Here is a 12,088-nt window from a genome sequence, read left to right as displayed (position 1 = left end):
CATGTTCAGCGTCACCGACGAACTCAAGGACAACTATTCCGGCGTCTTCCAGAACCGGATCGGCTTCGGGCGGAAGGCCGCCATCATCTCCATCGACTTCATCGACTTCTACACCCAGCCCGGCGCCCCCTTCTTCGGGCAAGGGGTGGTGGACGCGACGATCGCCAGCGTGCCGCTCTACGCCGCCGCCCGCCGCGCCGGCCTGCCGGTCATCTACACCAAGGTCGTCTATGACGCGGCCGGAACCGAAGGCGGCATGTTCGTCAAGAAGATCCCGGCGCTGCGCGCCTTCACCGCCGACAACCCGCTGGCCGGGTTCGACGCCCGCGTGACGCCGGAGCCGCAGGACGTCGTGCTGGTCAAGCACCACTCCTCCGCCTTCTTCGGCACGCCGCTCAGCACCATGCTGCGCGTGATGGAGTGCGACACGGTGATCCTCACCGGCTGCTCGACCAGCGGCTGCGTGCGGGCGACGGCGGTGGACGCGGTGTCCCACGGCTTCCGCGTCATCGTCCCCGCCGAATGCGTGGGCGACCGCCACCAGGCCCCGCACGATTCCGCCCTGTTCGACATGAACGCCAAGTACGGCGACGTGCTGCCGGTGGCGGAGGTGATGGCCTACGTCGAGAAGCAGGCCGAGGCCGTGGCCGCCTGATTTCTCCCATCCTCCTTCCACCCCATCCGAACTGTATGGAGCGGTGGCGCGCCCGCGGCCGACCGGCGGGCGCGCCCCTGAGCAATCTGCCGACATGATGCCCCTTTCCAATCCCCTCCAGTGGTGCCTGCTGGTGGGGGCGACCCTCCTGTTCACCGCCCTGTTCATGGTGGCCGGCCTTCCCGGCGCGACGCTTCTCGGCCCGATGGCGGCGGCGATCCTGCTGGGGGTGCGCGGCGCCTCCATCGAGCTGCCCAAGCGCTTCTCCTGGCTGGCCCAGGCGCTGACCGGGGGCGTCGTCGCCCGGTCCATGGACGTGACCATCCTGCACGACGTGGCGCTGCACTGGTTCCCCATGCTGATGGCGCTGTCCACGATGCTGGCCGGCGCGGTGCTGGTCGGCTGGCTGCTGGAGCGGTCGGGCCGCTTTCCCGGCGGCACCGCGCTGTGGGGGACCATGCCGGGCGCCGCCCCGGCGATGATCGCCATGGCCGGCGATTTCGGCGGCGACCCGCGCTTCGTCGCCGTCATGCAGTATCTGCGGGTGATCGTCGTCGTCGTCCTGGCCTCGCTCGTCTGCCATTTCCTGCTGGGCAGCGTTCCTGTACCGCTTGCCGTGCCCGGCGCCGGTCCCGCGCCGTCCGCCTCCGTCGCCTCGACGCTGGCCCTGGTGGCGGTCGCGCTGGCCGGAGGCTGGGCCGGCACCGTGACGCGGCTTCCGGCGGGGCCGCTGCTCGGTCCGATCCTGCTCGGCGGCACGCTCAACATGACCGGGCTGGTGGTGCTGGACTCGCCGTCCTGGCTGATCGCCGTCGCCTTCACGATCATCGGCTGGACGACCGGCCTGCGCTTCCGGCGGGAGCTGCTGCGCGATCTCGTGGCGTCGGTGCCGCTGATGCTGCTGTCCACCTTCGGCCTGGTGGCGATGTCGCTCGGCTCCGCCTGGCTGCTGGTCACGCTGACCGGCAAGGACGCGCTGACCGCCTATCTGGCGACCAGCCCCGGCGGGCTGGATTCCGTGGCGGTTGTGGCTCTGGGCAGCGCCGCCGACGTGCCCTTCATCCTCACCCTGCAAACCCTGAGGCTGTTCGGGACGATCCTGATGAGCGTTCTTCTTGTGCGATTCCTGCGCCGCCGATAGAACGCATCCCTTGCCCCGCCATTTTCCAACCGCCGGCACCCGACGCCCCCGGCCGGAGGACACCGTGACCCCGTTCAGCGATGAGAAGGCGACCGGGACCGTCCGGTCCGAGCAGGTCGGCTCCATCATGACCGCCCTGCGCAACCGGGTGCTGGAGGGCAAGCTGCTCCCCGGCACCAAGCTGAAGGAGGCGGAGCTGGCCGCCCAGTTCGGCGTGTCGCGGACTCCGATCCGCGAGGCGCTGGTGGCCGCCGAGCGGGAAGGGCTGGTCACCTACGAGACCAACCGCGGCTACACGGTGCGCCAGTTCACCCGGCGCGACCTGCTGGAGAGCTACGAGATGCGCGCCCTGCTGGAGGGGCACGGCTGCCGCATCGTGGCGGAGCGCGGCCTGCCGCTCGACGTGGAGCGGGCGCTGCGCAACGGCCTCGACCGCGCCGAGGCGCTGATGTCTGGCGACAGCCCGCTGGAAGGGGAGGCGCTGGAGCAGTGGCGCCTGCTGAACCAGCGCTTCCACACCACCCTGATGGGGCTTGTGCCGAGCGGGCTGTTCAACCGCTCCTTCCAGACCGTCTACCGGGTCCCGAAGATCTACGACGTTCTCGAAATGGAGAAGGACGGCCCGACCCTGCGCCAGTACAACGAGGAGCACCGCCGCATCCTCGACGCCATCGCCCGCCGCCAGAGCGGGCGGGTGGAGTTCCTGATGCGGGAGCATCTCCAGGGGCCGTGCGATCTGCTGCTGCGCCGGATGGAGGAAGCGCCGGGCGGGTGAGGGCGTGTCGTTGTGCTGACGGTGCCCCCTCCCTAACCCTCCCCCGCTATCGCAGGGGAGGGGACTTGTTTCTCCCTCCCCTGCGCAGCGGGGGAGGGCCGGGGTGGGGGCAAGAACCTCACCATTTCATGCACTTACCAACCCACCATATACGCGTCGTATATTCCACGCCCCCCACCGCCCCCCTCGAATCTATACGCGCTTCGGGCGCAGCCTGATCGTGCCGGACACAGCCGTGCCGGCATCCGATCCACGCTGACGCGCGCCCGGCTCTCCGGACGCGCCCCGGAGGCAACCATGCTGGACATCATCGCGCTGGCGATCACCGCGGCCTTCTTCGCCGCGGCCATCGCCTATGTGCACGCCTGCGACCGCTTGTGAGGGGGGCCTGCGCCATGATCGTCGATTACGCGCTCGGCGGCCTCGTCGCCGCCGGGCTGCTGGGCTACCTCGTGTACGCCCTGATCCGCCCCGAACGGTTCTGAGGAGACTCCCATGACCGTCAGCGGCTGGATCAACATTCTGCTTTTCGCCGCCCTCGTGGCCGCCGTGGCGCGCCCGCTCGGCGGCTACATGACGCGGCTGTTCAACGGGGAGCGCACGCTGCTGTCGCCGCTGCTCGGCCCCGTCGAGCGCGGGCTCTACCGCTTGGCCGGGGTGGACGCGAAGGCGGAGCAGCATTGGGTGACCTACGCCGTCGCCATGCTGCTGTTCAACGCCGCCGGCCTGCTGCTGCTCTACGCGCTGCAGCGCCTTCAGGGCGTCCTGCCCCTGAACCCCAACGGCATGGCGGCGGTGCCCGCCGACCTCGCCTTCAACACCGCCGCCAGCTTCGTCACCAACACCAACTGGCAGAATTACGGCGGCGAAAGCACGATGAGCCACCTCGTGCAGATGGCCGGGCTGACCGTGCAGAACTTCGTGTCGGCGGCGACCGGCATCGCGCTGGCGGTGGCTCTGGTCCGTGGCTTCACCCGCACCGGGGCGCGGACGGTCGGCAATTTCTGGACCGACCTGACCCGAGCCACGCTCTACCTGCTGCTGCCGCTCAGCCTGCTCTACGCGCTGTTCCTCGTCTGGCAGGGCGTGCCGCAGACGCTCGCCGGGACGGTGGACGCCACCACGCTGGAGGGCGCCCGGCAGACCATTGCGCTCGGCCCCGTCGCCTCGCAGGAGGCGATCAAGATGCTGGGCACCAACGGCGGCGGCTTCTTCAACGCCAACTCCGCCCATCCCTTCGAGAATCCGAACGCCCTGACCAATCTGGTGCAGATGCTGTCGATCTTCGCCATCGGCGCCGGGCTGACCAACCTGTTCGGGCGCATGGCCGGTGACGAGCGGCAGGGCTGGGCCATCCTGGCCGCCATGGGCCTGCTGTTCTTCGTTGGCGTCGCCGCCGTCTATTGGGCGGAAACCCAGGGCAACCCGGCCTTCGCCGCCCTCGGGCTGGACAACGCCGCCGGCAACATGGAAGGCAAGGAGACCCGCTTCGGCATCGCCATGAGCGCCCTGTTCGCCGCGGTGACCACGGCGGCCTCCTGCGGCGCGGTCAACGCCATGCACGACAGCTTCATGCCGCTGGGCGGCATGGTGCCGATGGTCAACATGATGCTGGGCGAGATCATCGTCGGCGGTGTCGGGGCCGGCCTCTACGGGATGCTGCTGTTCGCCATCGTCACCATGTTCGTCGCCGGGCTGATGGTCGGGCGCACGCCGGAGTATCTGGGCAAGAAGCTGGAGGCGAAGGAGGTCAAGATGACCATGCTCGCCGTGCTCTGCCTGCCCTTGATGATGCTGGGCGGCACCGCCTTCGCCGTGGTGCTGGACACCGGCCTCGCCTCGCTCGCCAACGCCGGACCGCACGGCTTCTCGGAGGCGCTCTACGCCTACGTCTCCGCGGCGGCCAACAACGGCAGCGCCTTCGGCGGGCTGTCGGGCAACACGCTCTGGTACAACCTGACGCTGGCCGCCGGGATGCTGGTGGGCCGCTTCCTGGTCATCGTGCCGATGCTGGCGGTCGCCGGCTCGCTCGCCGCCAAGACGCGCAGCGCGGCCTCGGCCGGCACCTTCCCGACCCATGGCGGCCTGTTCGTCGGGCTGCTGGCCGGAGTCATCCTGATCGTTGGCGGCCTGACCTTCTTCCCGGCGCTCGCCCTCGGCCCGGTGGCCGAGCATCTGGCGATGCGCGCCGGCCTCCTCTTCTGACCGGGGACCCTCCATGGACACCCATTCGAAAACCGCCACCCGGACTCCGGCCTCCACGCTGCTGGACCCGGCCATCCTCCTGCCCGCCGTCGCCGGCTCCGTCCGCAAGCTCGATCCGCGGCTGATGGCCCGCAACCCGGTGATGTTCTGCGTGGAGGTGGTGGCGGCGCTGACCACGCTGCTGTTCCTGCGCGATCTTCTGACGGGCGCCGGGGGCCTCGGCTTCTCCCTGCAGATCGTGCTGTGGCTGTGGTTCACCCTGCTCTTCGCCAACTTCGCGGAGGCGGTGGCGGAGGGCCGCGGCAAGGCCCAGGCGGCCAGCCTGCGCCGCACCCGCACGGAGACCACCGCCAAGCGGCTGTCCGACAATGAGGATTGGCTGCCCGTCCCGGCCACCGCGCTCAAGCCCGGCGACCTCGTGCTGGTGGAGGTGGGCGACCTCATCCCCTCCGACGGCGAGGTGGTGGAGGGTGTGGCCAGCGTCAACGAGGCGGCGATCACCGGCGAATCCGCCCCGGTCGTCCGCGAATCCGGCGGCGACCGCTCGGCGGTGACCGGCGGCACGCAGGTGATCTCCGACTGGATCAAGGTGCGGATCACCGCGGCCCAGGGCAACACCTTCCTCGACCGCATGATCGGGCTGGTCGAGGGCGCGCAGCGGCAGAAGACGCCCAACGAGATCGCGCTGAACATCCTGCTGGCCGGCATGACGGTCATCTTCGTCATTGCCGTGGCGACCATCCCCAGCTTCGCCGCCTACGCCGGCGGGTCGGTCGGGGTGCTGGTGCTGGCGGCGCTGTTCGTCACGCTGATCCCCACCACCATCGGCGCGCTGCTGTCGGCCATCGGCATTGCCGGCATGGACCGTCTGGTCCGCTTCAACGTGCTGGCCATGTCGGGCCGGGCGGTGGAGGCGGCGGGCGACGTGGACACGCTGCTGCTCGACAAGACCGGCACGATCACGTTGGGCAACCGGCAGGCGTCGGAATTCCTGCCGATCTCCGGCGTGGCCGACCGCGACCTCGCCGACGCCGCCCAGCTCGCCTCGCTGGCCGACGAGACGCCGGAGGGCCGCTCCATCACCGTCCTGGCGAAGGAGAAGTACGGCATCCGCGCCCGCGACATGGCCGGGCTGCACGCCCGCTTCGTGCCCTTCACCGCCCAGACGCGGCTGAGCGGCATCGACAGCGACGGCGTGACGATCCGCAAGGGTGCGGTGGACGCCGTGCTGGCCCATGTGCGGACCCTCGGGCAGGGCGTCGCCGGCCAGGGCAACACGGTGACCGCGTTGCGCCCCGACCCCGCCCTGGAGGCGGCGGTGCGCGAGGTGCAGGCCATCGCGGAGCGCGTCGCCAAGTCCGGCGGAACGCCGCTGGCCGTCGCCCGCGACGGTCGGCTGTTCGGCGTCATCCACCTGAAGGACATCGTCAAGGGCGGCATCCGGGAGCGCTTCGCGGCGCTGCGCCAGATGGGCATCAAGACGGTGATGATCACCGGCGACAACGCCATGACCGCCGCCGCCATCGCGGCGGAGGCCGGGGTGGACGACTTCCTCGCCCAGGCGACGCCGGAGATGAAGCTGCAGCTCATCCGCGACGAGCAGGCGCGGGGCAAGCTGGTCGCCATGTGCGGCGACGGCACCAACGACGCCCCGGCGCTGGCGCAGGCCGACGTCGGCGTGGCGATGAACACCGGCACCGTCGCCGCCCGCGAGGCTGGCAACATGGTGGACCTGGACAGCGACCCGACCAAGCTGATCGAGATCGTCGAGATCGGCAAGCAGCTGCTGATGACCCGCGGCGCGCTGACCACCTTTTCCATCGCCAACGACGTGGCGAAGTACTTCGCCATCATTCCCGCCATGTTCCTGGCCTTCTACCCGCAGCTGGGCGCGCTGAACGTGATGGGGCTGGCCAGCCCGGAGAGCGCTATCCTGTCGGCGATCATCTTCAACGCGCTGATCATCGTGGCGCTGATCCCGCTGGCGCTGCGCGGCGTCGCCTACCGCGCGGTGGGGGCGGCCCGGCTGCTGCGCCGGAATCTGCTGATCTACGGGCTGGGCGGCCTGATCGTGCCCTTCGTCGGAATCAAGCTGATCGACCTGCTCGTCACCGCCATCGGACTCGTCTGAGGACCCCGCCATGATCAAGGAACTGCGCCCCGCCCTCGTCATGATCACCGCGCTGACCGTGGTGACCGGGCTGATCTACCCGTTGGCCGTCACCGGCATCGCCCAGGCCGTCTTCCCGCATCAGGCCAACGGCAGCCTGATCGAGCGGAACGGGACGGTCGTCGGCTCCGCCCTGATCGGCCAGGGCTTTGCCGGGGAGGGCTATGTCCATGGGCGGCCCTCCGCCACGCTGGGGCCGGACCCGGCCGACCCGTCGAAGAGCGTGCCGGCGCCCTACAACGCCGCGGCCTCCGGCGGCTCCAACCTCGGCCCGACCGCCCAGGCGCTGGCCGACCGAGTGCGGGAGGAGACGGAGCGGCTGAAGGCCGAGAATCCCAACGCCCCGGTGCCGGTCGAACTGGTGACCACCTCGGCCAGCGGCCTCGACCCGCACCTGTCGCCGGCCGCCGCCGACTTCCAGGTTCCCCGCGTCGCCCGCGCCCGTGGCATCACGGAGGCCCAGGTCCGCGCCCTGATCACCCTGAACACCGAGCCCTCGTTGCTCGGACCGCTGGGGGAGCCGGTGGTCAACGTGCTGCGGCTCAATCTCGCCCTCGACGCCGCCACGGCGACGCATTAGCTGAAGGTCAACAGGCGGCCCCGCTCCGTCTCCCGCACAGGCGGGGACAGGGACGGGGCTGCCGATCCGTTCCGAAAGCCCCCCGATGCCGAACGACCGAACCGCCGCCGCTGCCCGGCCTTCGCCCGAAGCGCTCCTGCGCGCGGCGGCGCGGGAGGGGCGCGGGCGGCTGAAGCTGTTCCTGGGCGCGGCCCCCGGCGTCGGCAAGACCTACGAGATGCTGCTGACCGCCCAGGCCAAGCGGCGCGACGGGGTGGACGTGGTGATCGGCGTGGTCGAAACCCATGGCCGGCGCGAGACCGAGGCGCTGCTCGCCGGCCTGACGGTCCTTCCCCGCCGCAAGGTCGAGTACAAGGGCCGCCGGCTCGACGAGATGGACCTCGACGCCATCCTCGCCCGCCGCCCGGCCATCGTGCTGGTGGACGAGCTGGCCCACACCAACGCCCCCGGCAGCCGCCACGCCAAGCGCTACCTCGATGTCGAGGAGATCCTCGCCGCCGGGATCGACGTCTACACGACGATGAACATCCAGCATGTGGAGAGCCTGAACGACGTCGTCGCCCGGATCACCCGCGTCCGCGTGCGCGAGACGGTGCCGGATTCCATCCTCGACCGCGCCGACGACATCGAGGTCATCGACATCACGCCCGACGACCTGATCCAGCGGCTGAAGGACGGCAAGGTTTACGTCCCGCGCACCGCCGAGCGGGCGATCCGCCATTACTTCTCCCCCGGCAACCTGACGGCGCTGCGCGAGCTGGCGCTGCGCCGCACCGCCCAGCGGGTGGACGACCAGCTTCTCACCCACATGCAGGCCCATGCCATCGCCGGCCCCTGGGCGGCGGGGGAGCGGCTGCTGGTCTGCGTGAACGAGGACCCGGCCTGCGCCGCCGTCGTCCGCTACGCCCGCCGTCAGGCCGACCGGTTGCGCGCCCACTGGACCGCGCTGCATGTGGAGACCCCACGCAGCCTGCGCCTGAGCGAGGCCGAGCGCGACCGCATCGCCGACGCGCTGCGGCTGGTCGAGAAGCTGGGTGGCGAGGCGGTGACCATCCCCGGCGGCGACGTCGCCGGCACGGTGGTCGAGTATGCGCGGACCAACAACGTCGCCCACATCGTCATCGCCAAGTCCCACCGCGGCCCCTGGGCGGAGCTGCTGCGCAGCTCCATCGCCTTCCGGCTGATCCGGCAGGCCGGCGGCATCAGCGTCCACGTCATCGCCGACGACGCCGAGGAGCCGATCCCGCCCAAGACGGTGCGCACCGCGGCCCCCCGGCGCCCGGCGCTGTCCTGGTGGCCCTACGCCGCGGCCACCGGCTATGTCGCGCTGGCGCTGGGCGTCGGGGAGGTGCTTCAGCAGGTGCTCGACGTCAGCAATGTGGCGCTGGTCTTTTTGACGGCGGTGCTGAGCAGCGCGGTCACCGGCGGGCTGGGGCCGTCGCTCTACGCCTGCGTCGCCAGCATCCTGGCCTTCAACTATTTCTTCCTGAACCCGCTCTACACCTTCTCCATCGCCGATCCGGAGAACATCGTCGCGCTGTTCTTCTTCGCGGTGGTCGCGGTGATCGCCAGCAACCTGACCGCCCGCGTGCGCGCCCAGGCCGTCACCGCCAGCCTGCGCGCCAAGACGACCGAGGATCTTTACGGCTTCAGCCGCAAGCTGGCCGGGGTGGTCACCATGGACGACCTGCTGTGGGCGACCGCCCACCAGATCGCGGCGATGCTGAAGGTGCATGTGGTCCTGCTGCTGCCCGACGGCGACACCGTGTCCGTCCGCGCCGGCTACCCGCCGGAGGACGAGCTGCGCGAGGCCGACCTCGCCGCCGCCGTCTGGGCCTGGGAGAACAACCGGCCCGCCGGGCGCGGCTCGGACACGCTGCCCGGCGCCAAGTGGTTGTTCCTTCCCCTGCGCACCGGGCGCGGCCCGGTCGGGGTGGTCGGCATCGACACCGACACCGCCCGCACGGGAAAGCCCGGCGCCCTGCTGACACCGGACCAGCGCCGGCTGCTCGACGCGCTGACCGATCAGGCCGCACTCGCCATTGAGCGCGTCACCCTGGCCGAGGACGTCGACCGCGCCCGTCTGGCCGCCGAGACGGAGCGGCTGCGCTCGGCCCTGCTGACCTCGATCTCCCACGATCTGCGGACTCCGCTGGCCTCCATCCTTGGGTCGGCGACCAGCCTGACCGCTTACGGCGCCGGTATGGACGAGGCGTCGCGCCGCGACCTCGCCGCCACCATCCAGGAGGAGGCGGAGCGGCTGAACCGCTTCATCGCCAACCTGCTGGACATGACGCGGCTGGAATCGGGCGCCATCCGCCCGCGCACCGGCCCGGTCGATCTGGCCGAGACGGTGGGCAGCGCGCTGGGGCGGGCGGGCCGCATCCTGGCCGGGCACCGGGTGGACGTGGATCTGGCCCCCGACCTACCGATGCTGGAGGCGGACGACGTGCTGTTCGAACAGGTTCTCTTCAATCTGCTGGACAACGCGGCCAAATACGCGCCAACAGGCTCGCGGATCGAGGTCGGGGCGGCGCGGGAGGGCGGTCGGGTGCGCATCGAGGTGCGGGACGAGGGCGACGGCATCCCGGCGGCGGATGTCGAACGGATCTTCGACAAGTTCTACCGCGTCCAGGCCCAGGACCGGCAGCGCGCCGGGACCGGGCTGGGGCTGGCGATCTGCCGCGGCTTCGTCGAGGCGATGGGCGGCACCATCGCTGCGGGCAACCGCAAGGACCGCTCCGGCGCCGTCTTCACCCTGACCATGCCCGCCGCCGCCGCCCTGCCCAGTCTTGAGGGGCCCAGTCTTGAGGGGCCCAGTCTTGAGGGGCCCAGCCTTGAGGGGCCCGGCCTTGAGGGGCCCGGCCTTGGGGAGGAAGGGACGCCATGAGGTCGGACACGTTGCCGCTGCGCGTCCTGGTGGTGGACGACGAGCCGCCGATCCGCCGATTCCTGCGCACCACCCTGTCCGCCCAGGGCTACGACATCGCCGAGGCGGAGGACGGGGCGGGCGCGCTGGAGGCGGTGCGGCGGCGCCCGCCGGACCTGCTGGTGCTCGACCTCGGCCTGCCGGGGATCGGCGGGCTGGAGGTGATCCGCCGCCTGCGCGCCGACGGCGTGGCCGCCCCGATCATCGTGCTGTCGAGCCGCGCCGACGAGGCGGGCAAGGTGGAGGCGCTGGACCTCGGCGCCGACGACTATGTGACCAAGCCCTTCGGCATGGACGAGCTGCTGGCCCGCATCCGCGCCGCCCTGCGTCACCGCCTGCAGCAGCAGGGGGAGCGCCCGCTGTTCCGCAGCGGCGACCTTGCCGTCGATCTGGTCCGGCGGATCGTGACCGTCCGTGGCGCCGAGGTGAAGTTGTCGCCCCGCGAATACGACCTGCTGCGCCTGCTGGTCGCCCATGCCGGCAAGGTGCTGACCCACCGCTTCATCCTGAAGGAGGTGTGGGGTGCGGACACCGACGTGCAGTATCTGCGCATCTACATCCGCCAGCTCCGCCAGAAGATCGAGGCGGAGCCGGAGCGCCCCTCGCACATCCTGACCGAGACCGGCGTCGGCTACCGGCTGCGCGCGCCCGACTGATCCCGCCCCACGCCCGTTGCAACCCACCGCTGCACGCCAAACCTGCTGCGCCGGGGTCGGATTCGTGCGACAGAACCCCCAGGGCCGCTGTTTCAGGCGCAAGCCCCAACAAAAAAGATGACCGCACACCGCTATTGAGCCCAACCGAAGCCTTCGAAGAGATTTTCATATGGAAAGCGTCGATCTCTGGTCGCAGCTCACCGCCTTTGGGCAGGTGGTCGCCATCGACCTCGTTCTCGCCGGCGACAACGCCATCGTGGTCGGCATGGCCGCCGCCGCCGTGCCCGTGGAGCAGCGCCGCAAGGTGATCTTCTGGGGCATCGGCGCCGCCATCATCCTGCGCATCTTCTTCGCCCTGGTCACCACCCAGCTCCTCGCCATCATCGGTCTGACCCTGGCCGGCGGCGTGCTGCTGCTGTGGGTCTGCTGGAAGATGTTCCGCGAGCTTCGCTCCGGAGGGGCGGACGAGGTGACGCCCGACGAGGCGCTGGCCGTGAACGGTTCGGGGGACGCCGCAGTCGGCGCGGCGGTGGCGACGACCACCTTCGGCGCGGCGGTCTGGCAGATCGTGGTGGCCGACGTGTCGATGTCGCTCGACAACGTTTTGGCCGTGGCCGGCGCCGCCAAGGACCATCCGACGGTCCTGGTCCTCGGCCTGCTGCTGTCGGTCATTCTGATGGGGGCCGCGGCCAACGTGATCGCCCACATCCTGCACAAGCACCGCTGGATCGGCTGGATCGGCCTCGCCATCATCACCTACGTGGCGCTCGACATGATCTGGCGCGGCGGCAACGAGGTCCTGACCCAGGCCCACCTGCTCTGATGCATCACAATGTCCCTCCCCCGCTCAGCGGGGGAGGGCCGGGGTGGGGGAAGACCTGCCTCATGCCGGGGCTTTTCCGGCCTGCGGCCGCCCCCTCATCTTAGGTCCTGTCTGACGGCCATTTGACGCGCATGCATTGCTGGATCATGGCGAG

The 12,088-nt window shown here is 70.5% G+C and carries 10 protein-coding genes; all 10 read left to right on the top strand.

All coding sequences use genetic code 11. The features are described from left to right. Position 1 precedes the first annotated feature (1 nt). The 10 genes from DXK32_RS16990 to DXK32_RS16945 all read left to right on the top strand — a co-directional run bounded on the left by DXK32_RS16990 (position 2) and on the right by DXK32_RS16945 (position 11,934). A complete protein-coding gene (locus DXK32_RS16990) occupies positions 2–655 on the top strand; it encodes an isochorismatase family protein (protein ID WP_114859606.1) in 654 nt (217 codons plus the stop codon). A 94-nt stretch (positions 656–749) separates the two neighbouring features. Beyond that, a complete protein-coding gene (locus DXK32_RS16985) occupies positions 750–1,796 on the top strand; it encodes an AbrB family transcriptional regulator (protein ID WP_114859605.1) in 1,047 nt (348 codons plus the stop codon). Between the two features lie 64 nt (positions 1,797–1,860). Continuing rightward, a complete protein-coding gene (locus DXK32_RS16980) occupies positions 1,861–2,571 on the top strand; it encodes a GntR family transcriptional regulator (RefSeq protein WP_247877204.1) in 711 nt (236 codons plus the stop codon). Positions 2,572–2,966: 395 nt separating this feature from the next. Continuing rightward, positions 2,967–3,056 (top strand): K(+)-transporting ATPase subunit F, encoded by a 90-nt coding sequence (locus tag DXK32_RS16975; RefSeq protein WP_035680142.1) that lies wholly within the window; start codon positions 2,967–2,969, stop codon positions 3,054–3,056. A 10-nt stretch (positions 3,057–3,066) separates the two neighbouring features. Then, positions 3,067–4,776: a potassium-transporting ATPase subunit KdpA gene (kdpA, locus tag DXK32_RS16970; RefSeq protein WP_114859604.1), complete on the top strand. Its 1,710-nt coding sequence runs from the start codon at positions 3,067–3,069 to the stop codon at positions 4,774–4,776. A gap of 13 nt (positions 4,777–4,789) precedes the next feature. Continuing rightward, the gene (gene kdpB / locus DXK32_RS16965; RefSeq protein ID WP_114859603.1) at positions 4,790–6,907 is read left to right on the top strand and encodes a potassium-transporting ATPase subunit KdpB; all 2,118 of its coding nucleotides are present in this window, start codon (positions 4,790–4,792) and stop codon (positions 6,905–6,907) included. Between the two features lie 10 nt (positions 6,908–6,917). Then, entirely contained in the window at positions 6,918–7,526 is a 609-nt protein-coding gene (locus tag DXK32_RS16960; RefSeq protein WP_114859602.1) for a K(+)-transporting ATPase subunit C, read from the top strand. An 85-nt stretch (positions 7,527–7,611) separates the two neighbouring features. Beyond that, complete coding sequence (locus DXK32_RS16955; RefSeq protein WP_247877203.1) at positions 7,612–10,416, top strand: sensor histidine kinase; 2,805 nt, start codon at positions 7,612–7,614, stop codon at positions 10,414–10,416. Next, a complete protein-coding gene (locus DXK32_RS16950) occupies positions 10,413–11,111 on the top strand; it encodes a response regulator (protein ID WP_114859601.1) in 699 nt (232 codons plus the stop codon). The genes DXK32_RS16955 and DXK32_RS16950 overlap by 4 nt, the downstream gene beginning before the upstream one ends. 169 nt (positions 11,112–11,280) lie before the next feature. After that, positions 11,281–11,934, top strand: coding sequence for a TerC family protein (locus DXK32_RS16945; RefSeq protein WP_114859600.1), 654 nt, complete (start codon positions 11,281–11,283; stop codon positions 11,932–11,934). Positions 11,935–12,088 lie beyond the last annotated feature (154 nt).

Origin of the sequence: Azospirillum brasilense (assembly GCF_003349955.1) — a bacterium.
GTDB classification, from domain to species: domain Bacteria; phylum Pseudomonadota; class Alphaproteobacteria; order Azospirillales; family Azospirillaceae; genus Azospirillum; species Azospirillum brasilense_B.
This window is presented reverse-complemented; position numbering and strand designations above follow the sequence as displayed.